The sequence below is a fragment of the Micromonospora sp. KC723 genome, assembly GCF_004348595.1.
Taxonomy (GTDB): domain Bacteria; phylum Actinomycetota; class Actinomycetes; order Mycobacteriales; family Micromonosporaceae; genus Micromonospora.
This window is the reverse complement of sequence record NZ_SMKD01000007.1, coordinates 26,847-44,743: the sequence shown is the minus strand read 5'-3', so window position 1 is coordinate 44,743 and position 17,897 is coordinate 26,847. Positions and strand designations below refer to the sequence as shown.

The 17,897-nt window shown below is 68.2% G+C and carries 11 protein-coding genes, 1 tRNA gene and 1 pseudogene; 5 read left to right on the top strand and 8 right to left on the bottom strand.

What is annotated here, in order from left to right; translation table 11 throughout:
* Positions 1-66: 66 nt before the first annotated feature.
* Positions 67-6,969: a polymorphic toxin-type HINT domain-containing protein gene (locus E1165_RS03465; protein ID WP_132387609.1), complete on the top strand. Its 6,903-nt coding sequence runs from the start codon at positions 67-69 to the stop codon at positions 6,967-6,969.
* A 557-nt stretch (positions 6,970-7,526) separates the two neighbouring features.
* Here the strand turns inward: E1165_RS03465 and E1165_RS28790 are convergent.
* Entirely contained in the window at positions 7,527-7,721 is a 195-nt protein-coding gene (locus tag E1165_RS28790) for a hypothetical protein (protein WP_165945126.1), read from the bottom strand.
* Between the two features lie 153 nt (positions 7,722-7,874).
* Entirely contained in the window at positions 7,875-8,066 is a 192-nt protein-coding gene (locus E1165_RS30620) for a transposase (protein WP_371687296.1), read from the bottom strand.
* A gap of 132 nt (positions 8,067-8,198) precedes the next feature.
* On the opposite strand from E1165_RS30620, the pseudogene E1165_RS29710 reads away from it, so the two are divergent.
* Together E1165_RS29710 and E1165_RS03450 are read left to right on the top strand one after the other, a co-directional pair.
* Positions 8,199-8,679 (top strand): annotated as a pseudogene (locus tag E1165_RS29710) (IS5 family transposase); the annotation flags it as partial.
* Positions 8,680-8,971: 292 nt separating this feature from the next.
* A tRNA-Arg gene (locus E1165_RS03450) sits at positions 8,972-9,044 on the top strand.
* A 164-nt stretch (positions 9,045-9,208) separates the two neighbouring features.
* Here the strand turns inward: E1165_RS03450 and E1165_RS03445 are convergent.
* The 3 genes from E1165_RS03445 to E1165_RS03435 form a co-directional block, all read right to left on the bottom strand.
* Positions 9,209-10,138 (bottom strand): hypothetical protein, encoded by a 930-nt coding sequence (locus tag E1165_RS03445; protein WP_243704568.1) that lies wholly within the window; start codon positions 10,136-10,138, stop codon positions 9,209-9,211.
* 50 nt (positions 10,139-10,188) lie between these two features.
* A complete protein-coding gene (locus tag E1165_RS03440; protein WP_132387605.1) occupies positions 10,189-10,785 on the bottom strand; it encodes a ClpP family protease in 597 nt (198 codons plus the stop codon).
* Between the two features lie 134 nt (positions 10,786-10,919).
* Complete coding sequence (locus E1165_RS03435) at positions 10,920-11,558, bottom strand: helix-turn-helix domain-containing protein (protein ID WP_132387603.1); 639 nt, start codon at positions 11,556-11,558, stop codon at positions 10,920-10,922.
* 151 nt (positions 11,559-11,709) lie between these two features.
* Here E1165_RS03435 and E1165_RS03430 point away from each other — a divergent pair, with 151 nt between their 5' ends.
* Complete coding sequence (locus E1165_RS03430) at positions 11,710-12,726, top strand: TrkA family potassium uptake protein (protein ID WP_132387601.1); 1,017 nt, start codon at positions 11,710-11,712, stop codon at positions 12,724-12,726.
* Between the two features lie 63 nt (positions 12,727-12,789).
* Here E1165_RS03430 and E1165_RS03425 read toward each other — a convergent pair whose 3' ends face one another.
* The 3 genes from E1165_RS03425 to E1165_RS03415 form a co-directional block, all read right to left on the bottom strand.
* Positions 12,790-13,824 carry a 2-oxoacid:ferredoxin oxidoreductase subunit beta gene (locus E1165_RS03425; protein WP_132387599.1) on the bottom strand — a complete coding sequence of 345 codons (1,035 nt, stop codon included), beginning with the start codon at positions 13,822-13,824 and terminating at the stop codon, positions 12,790-12,792.
* Entirely contained in the window at positions 13,817-15,661 is a 1,845-nt protein-coding gene (locus E1165_RS03420; RefSeq protein ID WP_132387597.1) for a 2-oxoacid:acceptor oxidoreductase subunit alpha, read from the bottom strand. Before E1165_RS03420 ends, E1165_RS03425 begins: the two co-directional genes overlap by 8 nt.
* A 291-nt stretch (positions 15,662-15,952) precedes the next feature.
* Complete coding sequence (locus tag E1165_RS03415; RefSeq protein WP_132387595.1) at positions 15,953-17,365, bottom strand: hypothetical protein; 1,413 nt, start codon at positions 17,363-17,365, stop codon at positions 15,953-15,955.
* Between the two features lie 148 nt (positions 17,366-17,513).
* Between E1165_RS03415 and ndhC the strand changes: the two genes are divergently transcribed.
* A complete protein-coding gene (gene ndhC, locus E1165_RS03410; RefSeq protein WP_132387593.1) occupies positions 17,514-17,891 on the top strand; it encodes an NADH-quinone oxidoreductase subunit A in 378 nt (125 codons plus the stop codon).
* The last annotated feature ends 6 nt before the right edge of the window (positions 17,892-17,897 follow it).

Here is a 17,897-nt window from a genome sequence, read left to right as displayed (position 1 = left end):
GCGCGAGCCCTGGCTTGCACCCTTCCTTCCATCATCCCGCCCACCCCTCGACGGCGGAGGTTGTCGATGTCCGTAGGTATGCCGCCGGTCGCTTCGACCCGGCACGATTCGCGATCCCGATTCTGGCTCCCCGGCAGTCGCCTGCGGCTCGGCCTGTCGGCCGCCCTGACACCTGTCGTACTGGCGTCCCTGCTGGCCGCCACGCCGCAGCCAGCCAGGGCCGCCGAACCGACCCGCCTGACGCTCAGCCAGCCAAAGGCTGTGACGAGCAAGGAAGTACTGGCGAAGCCCCGACCGGCTGACATGTCCCAGGGAGCGGACAGCGTCACCGCCACGACGTTGACCTGGCCCACCGCCGGCACTGCGGAGGCGGCCGTCCCAGCGAACACTGCTCGGACGGCGGGCGCCGCCGCCAAGGTGCCTGTGGCGAGCACCAGGGTCGGCAAGCTTCCCGTCTGGGTCGGTCCCGCGTCCGGCGCCGAATCCCGGGTCGCCGCCTCCACCGCTGCCGTGGGGAGGGCCAGGGTAGAGGTGCTCGACCGGGCGAAGGTGGCATCGGGCTGGCGCAACGGGCTTGTCGTCCGAGTCGCGCGTGCCGACGGTGTGGAGCACGGCGGGCGGCTGAGAGTCGGTGTCGACTACTCGGGCTTCGAGTCGGCGTTCGGTGCGGACTGGTCGACCCGTCTGCGCCTGGTGGCGCTGCCGGAGTGTGCGCTTACCACTCCGGACCTGCCACAGTGCAGCGGCCGCCCGCTGCCCTCCCACAACGATCCTGCCGCGAGGCGGGTTTCGGCGGATGTCGACGTGCAGCCGGGTGCTGTCAACGGCTCGACTCTTCCGGCGAACGGTTCAACTCTGGTCGCCCTCGCCGCCGCCCCCTCCGGCTCGACCGGCGACTACTCCGCGACCCCACTCCAGGCGTCCTCCAGTTGGACTGCGGGCGGATCGAGCGGCGACTTCTCCTGGTCGTATCCCATTCGGGTCCCCCCGGCCACCGGTCCGGCGCCGAAGGTGAGCCTCGCCTACTCGTCGAGTGCGGTCGACGGACGCAGCGACGCCTCGAACAACCAGCCTTCCTGGATCGGTGAAGGCTTCGAATACCACCCGGGCTTCATCGAACGGCGTTACGTGCCGTGCTTTCACGACACCGCCAACGGCGCGACCAACAACGACCAGGTCGGCGACCAGTGCTGGGGCACCGACAACGCCGTCCTCTCGCTCAACGGCCGGTCGACCGAGTTGGTCAAGGACGGAAAGACCGGTGAGTGGCGCCCGAAGAGCGACGACGCGTCCAAGGTTGAGAAACTGACCGGCGGCTCGAACGGCGACGACAACGGTGAGTACTGGAAGGTCACCGCCGCCGACGGGACCCAGTACTTCTTCGGCCGTGACGACCTGCCGGGGCAGACCATCGACACCGCCTCCACCGACACCGTCCGCGTCTACGGAAACCACAAGGACGAGCCCTGCGACAACGCCTCCTTCGCCGCAGCCCACTGCAACCAGGCATGGCGATGGAACCTCGACTACGTCGTCGATACGCGCGGTGGCACCATGTCGTTCTGGTACGACCAGGAGACCAACAAGTACGCGGCGAACGTCACCGACAGCAACGACGTCTCTTACGTCCGGGCGTCGCACCTGACCCGAATCGACTACGGCACCTGGGACCGAGGTACCACCGACCGGTCAGTCACCCCGACGGCGCAGGTCTTCTTCACCACCTCAGACCGGTGCAGGTCAGGCTGCGCCACGCACGACGAGGCACACTGGCCCGACACTCCGTGGGACCAGGAGTGCACGGGCGCGAGTTGCGAGGGCAAGTACTCGCCGACGTTCTGGTCGACCCGCCGGCTCACGAAGATCACGACGAAGGTCGCCGGGGTCGCCGGTGACGTGGAGAGCTGGAGCCTCGACCACAACTTTCCCAAGAACGGCGACGGCTCGCGAGACGGCATGTGGCTGGAGTCGATCCGGCACACCGGCCACATCGGCGAGAGGGTCGATCTACCGGAGGTCAACTTCGACTGGGTGCAGCGCCCCAACCGAGTCGACAAGACCGACGACGGCAAGCCGCCGATGCATTGGATGCGGCTGAACACGATCTGGACCGAGACCGGCGGAAGGATCGTCGTCGAGTACTCCGACCCGGAGTGCGACACCGACGGTCCGATGCCCACCTCTCCACAGAGCAACACGCTCCGCTGCTACCCGGTGCTGACGGAAAACCCCTTTACGAAGGCCATCGAGAGAGACTACTTCCACAAGTACGTCGTTAAGCGGGTCTTCGAGTCCGACTGGACCGGCGGCGGGACTGACGTCATCACCGCATACGAGTACCTCGATGGCGCGGCCTGGCACCACGCCGACGACGACGGCATGACCAAGGACAAGTTCCGTACCTGGTCGGACTACCGCGGCTACGGTCGAATTCGGGTCCGTAAAGGCGCCGATGGCCAGGAAACCCTTTCCGAGACCCGCTACTACCGCGGCATGCACGGCGACAAGGCGGCACCCAGTGATGGCACCCGTACCGTCACACTACGCGGGGTGGACCTGAACGGGGACGGCGACGTGGTCGACGTCGCGGACGCTGGCCAGGTCAACGATCATGATGCGCTGGCCGGGCAGGTGCGGGAACAAATCACCTACAACGGTGTCGACACCGACATCGTTTCACGCTCCGTCAACCAGGGCTGGCAGTCGCCGCACACCGCGATGCGCGACATGGGAACCACCACCACGTACGCCCGCTACACCGGCGTGGAAACGTCCTGGGACGCGGTGAAGCTCGATGCCGGCCGCGGCTGGCGGGTCGTCAAGAGTTCCAGCACCTTCGACTCGTACGGCATGGAGGCCACCTCCAGCGACCTGGGTAACGTCGCAGCCGACGGTGACGAGCAGTGCATCCGCACCACTTACGCCCGCAACACCGACCTGAACATCCTGTCCACCGCAGTGCGGGTGGAGACCATCGCCCTGCCGTGCGGCACGGCTCCGAAAAGCGCGGATGACGTCATCAGCGACGTGCGGACCTCGTATGACGGTAAGGCGTACGGCGTTCCGCCCACAAAGGGCAACCCCACCAGGGCGGAAACTTTGAAGGGGTGGTCGGAGTCCGGGGGCACCGACTGGCTGACGACCGGGACATCCGTATACGACGATCACGGCCGGGTGCGCGAGTCCACGGACGTGCGCAACAACAGGACTATCACGACGTACACCCCGGCGTCGGGTGGCCCTGTCACCAAAGTGGAGACCACTAACCACCTGGATTGGAAATCAACTCAGGAAATGGAGCCGGCCTGGGGGCTGCCGAAGCGCACCATCGATGCCAACGGCAAGACCACCGACCTGCGATACGACGGCCTCGGCCGGCTGCGGAAGGTCTGGCTGCCGAACCGCTCGATCGGTCCGGATCCGGCCAACCCGACGAGCACTCCCTCCACCGAGTACACGTACACCCTTCGAAACAGTGGCGGCGTCAACGCGGTCACCACGCGGGCGTTGAACCCCGAGGGCAGCTACGTCACCAGCTACGCGCTGTATGACGGGATGCTCCGTCCGCGGCAGACCCAGACGTCGGCAGCGTCCGGCGGCGGGACCGTGTTCAGCGAGTCGGTGTACGACGCCGCCGGGCGGGTTGCCTACGCCAACGCCAACGCCAGCCACCGCGACCCCAACGTCGCGCCCGGCACGACCCTGAGGTCGATCGCGGCGTGGGAAGCGAACATCCAGACGGTCAACCAGTACGACCGGGCCGGCCGGACGACCGCGAGCATCCAGACCACCAGCGGCCAGGAGAAGTGGCGGACCACCACGGCCTACGGCGGTGACCGGGTGTACGTCACCCCGCCGGAGGGCGGCACCGCGACCACCTCGATCACCGACGCCCGGGGCAACACCGTGGAGGTCCGGCAGCACGCGGACCGATCCTTTACCGGTCCCTACGACGCCAGCATCTACACCTATAACCGCAAGAACCAGTTGACCTCGGTCAAGGACTCTGCCGGGAACGAGTGGTCCTACGGTTACGACGTCCGAGGCCGGCAGCGGTTGGCTGTCGATCCCGACAAGGGGCGCACGGAGTCCCAGTATGCCGACAACGGTGAACTCGAATACACGCTGGACGCTCGCCAGCAGAAGCTGGTCTACCGCTACGACAGCCTGGGCCGTAAGGACGCCGTATACGAGGGGTCCATCGCTCCGGAAAATCTGCGATCCAGTTGGGCGTACGACCCAACGGGCGCGAAGGGAATGCCTGCCTCCAGCAGCCGGTGGACCAACAACGGCACCACCGAGTACAAGGTGCGGGTACGAGGCTACAGCCCAATGTACCGGTCCTTGGGCGAGGACTACGTCATTCCGGCGACCGAGACGGGGCTCAACGGCACCTACAGCTTCACCCGTAGTTACAAGGCCGACGGCGTCACGCTCGGCTCCGCGACGTACCCGAACGCCGGTGGTCTCGGCGCCGAGCAGCTCACCTTCACCTACAACTCGACGACCGGCCTGGCCGAGCAGGTCAAGACCAACTGGCCCAACGCGGGGCAATATGTCACCGACACCAGCTACAACGCGCTCGGTCAGGTCGGTCTCATCCAGTACCAGCAGACTGCGCAAAACTTCCTTGAGCGCGCCTGGAGCTACGAGGACAGCACGGGCCGGCTGGCTGACGTCGTGACGAGTCGGCAGGTCACCCCGCAGATGGTGGCTGACGCCAACTATGGGTACGACCCCGCGGGCAATATCATCCGGATCGCGGACACTCCGGTGGGTGGCACCGCCGACGTGCAGTGCTTCGGCCACGACTACGCCAGACGCCTGACGCAGGCATGGACCCCGACCTCGGGAAGGTGCGACGCGGCGCCGACGGAGACGGAACTCGGCGGTCCGGCACCATACTGGCACTCATGGACGTATGACCCGATCGGCAAGTCGTCCGGCAACCGGGTCACGGAAACCAAGCATGGCACCGCGAGCACCGAATCCACCTACAAGTACCCCGACCTGGGTAAGGCCCAGCCGCACGGCGTACATCAGGTGGCCACCACCGGGACCGGCGCGGGCACCCGCAACTACCAGTACGACGCCGCCGGCAACATGACATGCCGTCCGACGGCAACAGCGGTGAACAACACCTGCCCCGGCGGCACGGGCAGCCAGGTCCTGACCTGGGACAGCGAGAGCAAGCTGGTAGGCCTGACCGACAGTGGCAAGAACCACTCCTACCTGTACGACCCCGAGGGCAACCGCCTTATAGCGCGCGATCCCACCGGCAAGACGCTGTACCTGCCGGGAATGGAGATCCGGTACACGACCACCGACGGCTCCAAGACGGCGACCCGGTACTACAGCCACCTCGGTCAGCTGATCGGCATGCGGATGCCGGGGACCGGGATCACCTGGCTGATCACCGACCACCAGGGCACCCAGGAACTCAGCATTGCCTCCGGAAACCAAACCATCACCCAGCGGCGGCAGACTCCGTACGGTGGCTCCCGCGGCACGCCACCGCCGGCTTGGTCCAACCAGCTCGGCTTCGTCGGCGGCACGATCGACGGTGGCTCCAACGTTACTGGCCTGACCCACATCGGTGCCCGGCCGTACGACCCTGCGATCGGCAAGTTCGTCGCGGTCGACCCGATCATGGTCCTCTCGGACCCTCGGCACTGGAACCCGTACGCCTACTCCGTCGACAGTCCGGTGACGTTGAGCGACCCAAGCGGAATGACTCCGTGTGTCGAGGACGGCGACGTCTGCGACAACTACCGCCCAGGTGACGAAAAAGGAAACAACAAGAACAAGGAGAACAACCCTTGTTGGCCAGCATCCTGCGGAGGAAAGAAGGAGGAGAACTCCGCTGATCCCCGAACCTGGACGGGCAAGTCCGATGAAGACGGTCGTCCGATGCCGGGTCCGGGTTATTTGACCCTTGAAACGGGGGCGCAATTCCGGTATTACACCCATATTACGAACCTCGATATTTTTCAGCGCGAGGTCGTCGAGAACTTCGTGTTCTGTTACAACAACCCCGAAGTCTGTGCCGCACTGCGGAAAGCAAGGTCGAAGCAGACGCAGCGAGCCCTCTTGGATCTGCTCGGGATCACCGATGTGCAGGACTGCACGAAAGGCAAGGTCTCGGGGTGCGTCTGGACCGCCGTTGGCTTCGTCCCCTCTGGCAAGCTAGTGGGGCCCGTTGGGAAATCTCTTCTCCGACGGTCCATTAAGGCTGCGTGTAGCTTCAGTGGTGACACCGAAGTTCTGATGGCTGACGGCAGCAGAAAGGCGATCAGCAAGATCGAGGTCGGCGACGAGGTGCTCGCTGCCGATCCCGAGACTGGCGAATCAGGGCACCGGAAAGTTACGAAGCTATGGGTACACGAGGATCAACTCTATGTGCTGGTGACCGAACGTGGCGCGGTAGTCACCACGGAGGACCACCCGTTCTGGAACGAGTCCGACCAGGCGTGGCAGGGTGCTGAGGAACTTGATCCTGGTGACCTGCTGCGCACTCCCAGCGGTGTAGCGAAGGTAAAGAGCTTCGACGCCAAAGCCACCAAGATTGCCTTGGCGTATAACCTTAGCGTTGACGGCATCCCCACGTACTATGTGCTCGCCGGCACCACGCCGGTGTTGGTCCACAACACCAATGGCTGCACTCCGCTGAGCCAGTCGACGTTAGATGAGGCATTCGATCTTGCTAACACGCCACAAAAATTGGAGCACGTAATTGACCCCGCAAAGCACGGATTCGGAGATCTTGTAACTGCTGCGGGAGGCAGGTCCGAAGCGATGCGTGCAATCACCGATAGCCTGCGCTGTACCTGTGGGCTTCCTGCGCAGGGCCCTTTCGAAGTGCAGCGTGAAATCTATGGCGAGACGGTGACAATTCGAGGGGCAGTGGTCAATGGTGTGCCTCGAATAGGAACCGCGTTTATTCCATCGAAGTTCCCTGGGGCGTCGTAGTGAGTATCCATCTAGAAACCGGTCGGGGTGAGGAGCTCCCTCGCCCCCTGACTGCCCTCGAGCACCAGGTCATCCGGGCGATCTTGGTCGACGGCGTCCCTGGTGTGGCAGAACTTAGGGCGCAGCTTGACTCAGCGAAGGTGTCGGCTCGGTGGCAGCCGAGCGGGTCGCCGAGTATCGATCTCGACATATCAGTCGATCTGCCTGCTGCACAAGTGGCGGACGGAGTGCTGCCGGTCGATGCACACGTCTACGATGAGGCTGAGAACTATGTCGGCGAGCTGCTTGTCTGGCTTTCAGGAGGACGACTCTCATCTCTCGAATTCGCTTGGGTGACGGACGAGATGCCGCTCTCCCTGCCTCCGGTGAGTTCGATTAGAGTCGGGCATAAATAGTGCTTACGGCGGCTCTTGGGTGACGGCTCTTCCCATCGCATTGATCACAAAGTGGAGCCACTGCCGTCGGTAGTGGCTCCACTCCCTTGTGCGCCATTGGCCCTTGCTGTTCCTGTGGGTTGCTGTCACGGTTGGTGTCACTTTCTCCGCGCGTATGCAAATCTATAGATCATTGCTGGCCTGATCCTGGCAGCGGTCAAAAGGTGCCGATGGTGCGGCGCGCAGCATCGCGGTGTCGATCCCGGACGTAACGACGGGCGAAGCTCTGGCGAGGGGGTTGTTGGTCTTCATCACCTCGGTGGATTGCAGCACGAACGGCGACTGCATCTGGCCGGAGCGCGACGGCTTGGCCGCCACGCCCCGTCTGGTGTTGCTTGCGTCTGCCGGGTCTGGGCGGTTTGTTGCGTGGGCGCGTGCCCGCGGGGCCGGAACGGCTGTAGCGCGTGCGCGTGCGTCCGGCGTAGCCGGGCGCTCTTGATTAGGTGAAGCGATTCTTAGCCCACTGCTCCGTCAGTGGTGGGCTGCTGTTCCGCCGGTTGCCGGCGCGGAGAGACGGTGATGCTTCTGGTCGCCGGATGAGGCGTCCAGGGGCGCGGTGCCGTTCCAGGAGGCAAACCGGTCGCGGTCGGCGAAGCAGCTGATGTCTGCGACGTCTGCCAGTAGGCGGGCCGCGCCTGAGGGGCCGATGCCGTGCAGCTGCATCAGGGTGCAGCCGCGGGCGACCACCAGCTCCTTGAGGTCCTTCTCCGCGCGGCCTTGATCTTCTTGTCGATCCCCTCGAGTTCATTGATCAGCTTGACGCGAGGCGGCGTCTGGTCATGTGCGGACGCTCAAGGGCGGCCCAAAACCGGTCCGAGCCCGGTCGACCGCTGCCGCCCGGGCTCGAAACACCACGTCATCACCGACGCAGGCGGCATCCCCCTCGCCACGGCACTGACCGGCAGCAACCGCCACGACGTCACCCAACTCATGCCCCTGGTCGACAAGGCCCCGTATCCGGGGCATCCGCAGCAGGCCACGACAGCGACCAACAGAGATCTACGCCGACCGTGGCTACGACTACGACTGCTACAGCAAACAGCTACGAGCCAAAAGCATCAACCCGATCATCGCCCGACGAGGAGTCGGCCACGGCTCCGGCCTGGGCGCCCGCCGGTGGGTCGTCGAACAAACCATCGCCCTGCTGCACTGGTTCCGCCGCCTGCGCATCCGCTAGGAGATCCGCGACGACATCCACGAAGCCTTCCTCACCCTTGCCTGCGCCATCATCTGCTGGCGACGACTCCAACGCCCAAAAGTTAGGAGTTGTAGGTAGCCGCGAAGCGCGCATACCTGGTGCAAGCGCGACCCCGCCCCCGCACGCGGTGTTGCCGAGTTGAGTTCATGCCCACGAGCGAGCACTTGATTTTGGGCTGATGTGCGCGGTGTGTGCTCTCCAGCCGGTGCCAGCACGGGTCACCCCGGGCGACCGCCGGTCGCAAACGGGGGTTCGTGTGCTCGGGGTGTGGTCCTGGGCTGGGATAACAGGGATACGGGTGACGCGGGTGAACGTGGGCCACTCCCTGCCACCCCAGGTGAACCCCCAGGTCGCTAGACTAGGCACTCGCGCCCTCGTAGCTCAGGGGATAGAGCATCGGTTTCCTAAACCGTGTGTCGCAGGTTCGAATCCTGCCGGGGGCACCTCAAAGATCAGCAAAAACACCATCTGAGCAGCGGATACGTTTCTGCGTCGATGGGTTGACCTGTCGGCCCGGTGCCACCCTGAGCCGCCGTTTGTCGCTGTTCACGGACTATCCACGGATTGATCTTGGTGACGTTTGGCCAGGTCACGCCGGCCGTTCCGGTCAAGATCCGGACTGGTGTGGCTGCCGGTGAGACTCGCACCCGGGCCGCCCAACGCCGCCTCGATTCGTTGGTTGACCGTGGCCTCCTGGCCGTCGATGCGCTTGGCGCACACCTTCAGCAGCACGTCGACGGAGTGCCCGGCACGCGCGGCGACGTCGGTTGCCGGAACACCAGAGTTCAGCCACAGCGATACCGCCGCGTTCCGCAGGTCGTACGGTCGCCCGGCCAGCGGTGATGCCACCTGCACCGGAACGCCAGCTCCCGCGCTGCCTCCCACCCGGCGAGTACGTCGATGCGGCCACCACGTTGCCCTTGCCGCTGCGGAAGAGCCGACCTTCGTCGGCGACGCCGAACCGGTCGACGTGCCGCCGCAGGATGCCCACCAGCTCTGGTGGGATCGGCACGACCCGGGAATCCGCCGTCGCCCGGTGCTTCAACCCGCGCCGGTCGTGCACCTCGCCGCTGTCGGTCCACCGCTTACCCGCCTGGGGCCGGTTGTCGACCAGCGTCAGCCGGCCCCACCCGATCGCCGGAAGGTGGCAGTCCTGCTCGCGCAACGCCAGCGCCTCACTCGGTCGCAGCGCCGCGAAGTACAGGCAGGCGAAGAACGCGACCAGGCGCTCACCGCGGCCCACCCGGCCCCGCTCGCCGACGTACGACACTGCTGTCAGCAGTTCCCGCGCCTGAGGACCGTTGACCGCCACCCGCCGGTCGACCGACTCGGCGACCTTCGCTCGCTGCGCCCGTACCCGGATCTTGTCGACCGAGTTGAACGCCAACGCCTCCAGCTCGACGGCGTACCGAAGCACGTTGTAGAACACCGACCGCTTCCGTCGTACCGTCGTCGGCTCCGCCGGCCGTCCGTCGAGTCGCAGCGCCAAGCCGTCCAGTGCTGCCCGCACCACCGCCGCCTCACCGACCTCGGACACCGGTCGTCCCGCCCGGCAGGTGCCTGCCCCATGGGGCGGCGCGGGAACGGTCAGTCGCCGAGCTGACCGGCGTGGCTGATCACCCGGTCGATCAGGCCGTACTCGCGGGCCTGTTCGGCGGTGAACCAACGGTCCCGGTCCCAGTCACGCTGGATCTCGTCGAGGGTGCGCCCGCTGTGCTGGGCGATCAGCTCCTGCATGGTCTGCTTCACGTGCAGCATGTTCTCGGCCTGGATGGTGATGTCGGCGGCCGTGCCACCCATCCCCCCGGAGGGCTGGTGCATCATGATCCGCGAGTGGGGCAGCGCGAAGCGCTTGCCGGCCGTCCCGGCGCAGAGCAGAAACTGCCCCATCGAACCGGCGAACCCCAGCGCCAGGGTGGCCACGTCGTTGGGCACGTACCGCATGGTGTCGTAAACGGCCATGCCGGCGCTCACCGAGCCGCCCGGCGAGTTGATGTAGAGGTAGATGTCGCGCCTGCTGTCCTCGGCGGCGAGCAGCAGGATCTGGGCGCAGATCTGGTTGGCCGAGGCGTCGGTGACCTCCGTGCCGAGAAAGACGATCCGTTCCCTCAGCAGTCGCTCGAAGACCTGGTCACCGAAGGACGCCTGCCCCCCGTCCAGCATCCGCACGCCGTTCCCGATCATCGTGACCACCCTTCCGCGTGCCGGCGGGCGAGGGGTCCGCCCGGGAACCGGCGCCTCCAGCGTGCGCCGGGTGGTGGTCGTGGCCCCAGCGGTTCTGCCAGCGGCAGATCCGCCGACGGCAGAACCCGCCGGACCTACCGGGCGGTGAGCAGTCGCCGCAGGCCCGCGCGGGCCCGCCGCCGGGCCAGCATCCTGGGGGTACGCGGACCGGCGGGCGCGAGCAGCCGGACCCGAAGCCCCGCCTCGCCGACCGGTGTACCGGGGCGCGACGTGGTCAGGCCCACCGGCGGCATGACCACGCAGTTCGCCCCACCGACGTGCGGCAGCCGGTCGCCGGCCGTCACTGTCGCCCCGCCCAGCCGGAGCAGCCGTCCGGTCGCCACCGGCGCGGACCCGGTGAGGGGCCCGGCGGCGCGCGGCTCGGACACGAGGGTGTCGGCGTGGAAACCGATCCGCAGGCGTGGGCCGGTGTCGGTGCGGGCGGCCGGGGCCCGGTCCAGCCGGGCCAGCGCCGCCCGGGGGGCGGCGGGCACCCGCCGCTCGACCCGGCGCAGGTCGTCGCGGGCCTCCTCGAGCAGGTCCGACAGGTTGATCCCGAGGGCGCGGCAGATCGCGGCGAGCACCTCGGAGGAGGCCTCCTTGCGCCCGCGCTCCACCTCGGACAGGTAGGGCAGCGAGACCCCCGCGGCCTCGGCCACCTCGCGCAGCGTACGGCCCTGGCGCTGGCGCACCCGGCGTAGCACGCTGCCGATCACCCGCCGCAGCAACGACATGGGGCCTCCTCGTGGGGCGTCCGGACACCCACCATCATGCCGGCTGCCGGCCCGGTCGGCCGCCCCGGTACGCCACCCCGGCGTGCGGATCCACCGTCAACGGCTATGTTGTGCTCGTGCAGGCGACGGCGAGATCGGGACAGGTCCCGCGGTGATCCATTTTCCGGCGCAGCGGCGGGGGCCGCTCAGCGCGCTCAGTCTCCGGGTGGCCGCCGCCGTCGGGCTGGTGTGCGCCGTCGTCGCCGTGGTCTACCTCGAACGGGACGGCTACCGCGACGTCAACGAGGACGGCCTCACCCTGGTTGACTGCTTCTACTACGCGGTGGTGTCGCTCTCCACCACCGGGTACGGCGACATCACCCCGGTCTCCCAGGAGGCCCGGCTGGTCAACGTGGTGTTCATCACCCCGGCCCGGGTGCTCTTCCTGATCATCCTGGTCGGCACCACCCTGGAAGTCCTGACCGAGCAGTACCGGACCGGCCGTCGCCTGGTGCGGTGGAGGAGGACCGTGAAGGATCACGTCATCATCTGCGGCTACGGCACCAAGGGCCGCAGCGCTGTCTCCGCCCTGCTCGAGAACGGACTGGACAAGTCCCGCATCGTGGTGGTGGAGCGCAGTGGGGCCGCCCTGCGGCAGGCCACCTCGGCCGGGCTGGTCGCCATCGAGGGCTCCGCCACCCGTTCGGCGGTGCTGGAGGAGGCGCACGTCCGCACCGCCCGATCGGTCATCATCGCGACCGACAGCGATGACGCCTCGGTGCTGGTCGCACTCACCGCCCGGCAGCTCACCGCCGGCCAGGTGCGTATCATCGCCGCCGTCCGGGAGGCGGAGAACGCCCCGCTGCTGCGGCAGAGCGGCGCCCACCACGTGATCGTCTCCTCGGCCACCGCCGGCCGGCTGCTGGGCCTGTCCACCTCGGCGCCGCCGCTGATCGACGTGGTGGAGGACCTGCTCACCCCCGGTCAGGGCATGGCGCTGGCGATGCGCTCGGCGGAGCGGCACGAGGTGGGTAAGTCGCCACGGGAGCTGGAGTCGCTGGTGATCGCGTTGGTCCGCCGGGGCAAGGTGGTGACCCTGGCCGACAAGGCCGGCGCGGTCATCGAGACCGGCGACATGCTGGTGCACGTCCGCGACGACCGTCCGTCGGCCAGCACCGCCACCGCCTGACGTACGACGACGGCGGCCGTCCCGGGTGCGGGACGGCCGCCGTCGTCGCTCACGGTCGGCGGATCAGAGGATCGTCCAGGTGTCGCCGCTGGCCAGCAGGCCGGCGAGCTGCTGCTCCGGGGTCTCGGTGACCTTCGCCTTGGCGGTGGCCACCTGCTCCTGCACGACGCTGTCGTAGGACGGGCGGTCGACGGCGCGGAACACACCGATCGGGGTGTTGCGCAGGTCCAGTCCGGGCAGCCGGGACAGGGCGAACGCGTACGCCGGGTCGGTGACCGTGGCGTCGTGCACCACGATCTCGTCGGCCGGGGTGCCCGCGGTCTCGCGGACCTCCAGCCCGAACCCGCCCGGCGGGTGGACCACGCAGAACTGTCCGGCGGAACCGAACGTGATCGGCTGCCCGTGCTCGAGCCGGATCAGGTGGTCGTCCCGGGTGGCCGGCTCCTTGAGCTGGTCGAACGCCCCGTCGTTGAAGATGTTGCAGTTCTGGTAGATCTCCACGAAGGCCGAGCCCTCGTGCTGCGCGGCGGCCCGCAGCACCGACTGGAGGTGCTTGCGGTCGGAGTCGATGGTACGGGCGACGAAGGTGGCCTCCGCGCCGAGCGCCAGCGACAGTGGGTTGAACGGGGCGTCCGCCGAGCCGGCCGGGGTCGACTTGGTGATCTTGCCGACCTCGGAGGTGGGCGAGTACTGCCCCTTCGTCAGGCCGTAGATCCGGTTGTTGAACAGCAGGATCTTGAGGTTGACGTTGCGGCGCAGCGCGTGGATCAGGTGGTTGCCGCCGATGGAGAGGGCGTCGCCGTCGCCGGTGACCACCCAGACCGACAGGTCCGGCCGGGACACCGACAGGCCGGTGGCGATCGCCGGGGCGCGGCCGTGGATCGAGTGCATCCCGTAGGTGTTCATGTAGTACGGGAAGCGGGACGAGCAGCCGATGCCCGAGACGAAGACGATGTTCTCCCGGGGGATGTTCAGCTCCGGCATGAAGCCCTGGACGGCCGCCAGGATGGCGTAGTCGCCGCAGCCGGGGCACCAGCGCACCTCCTGGTCGGACTTGAAGTCCTTGGCGGTGAGCTTGAGAGCGACGGGCTCAGACATTCTTCAGGACCTCTTCCAGCATCGTCTCCAGCTCGGCGGCGGTGAAGGGCAAGCCGCGGACCTGGTTGTAGCCGATCGCGTCGACCAGGTACTTGGCCCGGATCACGTGGGCGAGCTGGCCGAGGTTCATCTCGGGGATGACCACCCGGTCGTAGGAGCGCAGCACCTCGCCGAGGTTGGCCGGCATCGGGGCCACGTGCCGCAGGTGTGCCTGGGCCACGGAGAGCCCGCGCTGGCGCAGCCCCCGGCAGGCCGCGCCGATCGGGCCGTACGTCGAGCCCCAACCGAGCACCAGCACCCGGGCGTCGCCGTCCGGGTCCTCCACCTCGACGTCCGGTACCGGGATCGTCTCGATCCGGGCCGCCCGGGTGCGCACCATGAAGTCGTGGTTCGCCGGGTCGTACGAGATGTCGCCGGTCTTGTCGGCCTTCTCCAGGCCGCCGATGCGGTGCTCCAGCCCCGGCATGCCCGGGACGGCCCAGGGCCGGGCCAGGGTCTCCGGGTCGCGTAGGTACGGCAGGAAGGTGCCGTCCTCGCCGTTGGGCGCGGTGGCGAACTCGACCCGCAGGTCGGGCAGGGACTCCACGTCGGGCAGCAGCCACGGCTCGGAGCCGTTGGCGACGTAGTTGTCCGACAGCAGGATCACCGGGGTGCGGTAGGTCAGCGCGATGCGGGCCGCCTCCAGCGCCGCGTGGAAGCAGTCGGAAGGCGACTTCGGCGCGATCACCGCGACCGGGGCCTCACCGTGCCGGCCGTGCAGCGCCATGTTGAGGTCGGCCTGCTCGGTCTTGGTCGGCATGCCGGTGGACGGTCCGGCGCGCTGCACGTCGACGATGACCAGTGGCAGCTCCAGCGCGACGGCCAGCGAGATCGTCTCGCTCTTGAGGGCCACGCCGGGGCCGCTGGTGGTGGTGACGCCGAGCGCGCCGCCGTACGACGCGCCCAGCGCCGCGCCGACCGCGGCGATCTCGTCCTCGGCCTGCATGGTGACCACACCGAACCGCTTGTGCTTGCTCAGCTCGTGGAGGATGTCCGAGGCCGGGGTGATCGGGTACGCGCCGAGGAAGACCGGCAGCCCGGAGCGGACCCCGGCGGCCACCAGGCCGAGGGAGAGCGCGGCGTTGCCGGTGATGTTCCGGTAGGTGCCCGGCTGCATCTTCGCCGGCTTCACCTCGTACCGCACCGAGAACGAGTCGGTGGTCTCGCCGAAGTTCCAGCCGGCCCGGAAGGCGGCCACGTTCGCCGCGACCAGTTCGGGCCGGGCGGCGAACTTGCGTTCCAGGAACCGCAGCGTCGACTCGTACGGCCGGGAGTACATCCAGGAGAGCAGGCCGAGGGCGAACATGTTCTTGGCCCGCTCGGCGTCCTTCTTGGACACCGCGTGCTCGGCCAGCGCGCCGACGGTCATCGAGGTCAGCGCGACCGGGTGCACGACGTAGCCGGTGAGGGTGTCGTCGTCCAGGGGGCTGGTGGCGTAGCCCACCTTGGTCAGGTTGCGCCGGGTGAACTCGTCGGTGTTGACGATGATGTCGGCCCCGCGCGGCAAATCGGCGAGGTTGGCCTTGAGCGCCGCCGGGTTCATCGCCACCAGGACGTTCGGGGCGTCGCCGGGGGTGAGGATGTCGTAGTCGGCGAAGTGCACCTGGAAGCTCGACACGCCCGGCAGCGTGCCGGCGGGCGCCCGGATCTCGGCCGGGAAGTTGGGCAAGGTGGAGATGTCGTTGCCCAACTGCGCCGTTTCCGAGGTGAACCGGTCGCCGGTCAACTGCATGCCGTCGCCGGAGTCGCCGGCGAACCGGATGACCACCCGGTCCAGTTGACGGATCTGCTTGGTCACGCCTGCACCTCGCTTCGCTCAGCCCCGTCACGCGGGTGGCTGAACATCATGGTGACCTCGCCTTGCCCGGCCACGTGACCTCCTTGACGCGCCGCTGCGCCGAATCACCCCGTGGCTGGTCCGGCCCGCTGTCGTTTCTCACCTCAGAGCCTACGTCGAGTCGTTAGGTCATCCTTGGTGGAGGTCCGACGACTGGGAACGGATGTAGCGGTCTTATGTCAGCGTTTATCCCGATCTGGGGCGGCCGCCGTAATCCAGATCACCGGCGACGGCCCTTACCCGTCGGTCCGGTCAGTCAACCGCCGGGCTTCCCGCCGACTGCGGCGCCGGGTCGTTCATCCGCCGCCGCAGCGACGTGGTGGCCCACGCGAGCGCCACGGCCACCAACAGCACGGAGATCGAGATCAGGGTGACCGCGACGCGCTGCACCGACCCGCCGCCGGCCCTGCCGCCGCTGGCCGCGGGGAGCACGCCCTGCGAGCCGGTCGGTGTCGGGGTGGCCACCGGGGTGGCGAGCGCCGCCGCCGCAGTGATCTTGAAGCTCGTCCGGATCTCACGGGTGCGGCCGCTTCGCGGGTCCAGCACGCCGATCAGTGCGCCGGCCAGCGGCGCCTCCCGCTGGGCCTCCGCAGTGGCCACCACCGGCAGGCGCAGGATCTCCGTCCGCCCGGCGGGCAGCAGCCCGAGGTCGCAGCGGGTACGCGACAGCGAGTCCACCGTGCAGCCCGCCGGCGGGCTCGGCACGCTCACCCCGGCCGGCAGGACCACCTCCACCCGCCCGGCGGCGTCCACCCGGCCGGTGTTGCCCAGCCGGACGGCCAGTTCCGTCTCGCCACCGCTGATGTCGAAGGCCACCTCGTCGGCCTCGAGCAGGATCCCGGGCACCGGAGGCCCGGGCGGGAACAGCACCGCGAAGCCCTCGTTGTCCTCGGCGACGCCGGTCGTCCCCGTGGCGCCGGCGGTGACCCGCACCGTGCCGCTCAGCGGCATGCCCCGCCAGGCGTCACCGTCGACACGTACCTTGATCACGCTGGTGAACCGGGAACCGGGCGGCGCGGTCCACTCGCCGCAGCGCCAGCTACCGCCGCCGGCGGCCGCGCAGCCCGGCGTCCCGGCGTCACTCACCCCGGTGGGCAGGGTGTAGGCCAGCCGGACCTGCTCGGTCACCGCGCCGGTGTTCTCGACGGTCACCCGCAGCCCGGTCTCCGTGCTCTCCGCGTTCCAGTAGGCGGGGTCGAGCGAGATGTCCTGGGTGGTGATACGGACGCCGAGCCTCTCACCGGCCCGCGCGCCCGGCCGGGGCGCGGCCGGCGGAGCCGACTTCACCGTGCCGCCGCGCGACGGGGTCGGCGCGGTGGTGGTCGGAGCCGGCTTGCCGGGTGCCGTGGTGGTCGGCGCGGCCGTGGTCGGTTTCGGCGCGGGGGTCGTCGGGTCGGGCGACAGGGTCGGCGGCGCGACGGTCGGCAGGGGCTCGGTGGCCGTCGGCTCCGCCGGAGGGTTGCTGGAGTCGCCGGCCGGCCCGCGACCGGGCAGCGTCGCGTCGGTGACCGCAGCGGTGGGCCGGGCCGTCGTCGGTGCCGCCGTGGCCAGGCTCGGGGCCGCCGCCAGTCCCACCGCCAGCCCGGCCGCCAGCGAGGCGACCGCCAGCGAAGAGGTACGCCGGGCGAGTCCCCGCGGAGCGGGGGGTACGTCCACGCGGGGCATCTGTCCTCCGTGACGCTGGGTGGAATTCCCATATTCGCGATAGTTGTCCGAGGGTACTAGTCCCGCAGAGAAACAAATTCGTAACGCAATCGGTACGGCTGCGGAACCGGCCGTTGCGGGGTGCTGCCGCCCGGTAGGCTGACCCACCGTGACCGGTTACCTGGGCTCGTACGCGACGCTCGGGCTCCTGCTGCTCGCCAGCGTCCTCTTCTTCGTTACGGCGTTCTCGGCCAACCGGGTGTTACGTCCCGCCCGTCCGGCCGATCCCTGGGGCAAGCGGGCCAGCTACGAGTGCGGCGTCGACCCGGTCGGCGGGGACTGGGCCCAGATGCAGATCCGCTACTACGTGTACGCCTACCTCTACGTCCTCTTCGCCGTGGAGGCGGTGTTCCTGTTCCCGTGGGCGCTGGTCTTCGACCGTCCCGGCTTCGGTCTGGTCACCGTCGTCGAGATGGGCGTCTTCGTGGCCGTGGTCGCCCTCGGCATCCTCTACGCCTGGCGGAAGAACATCCTCCGCTGGAGCTGAGCCCGG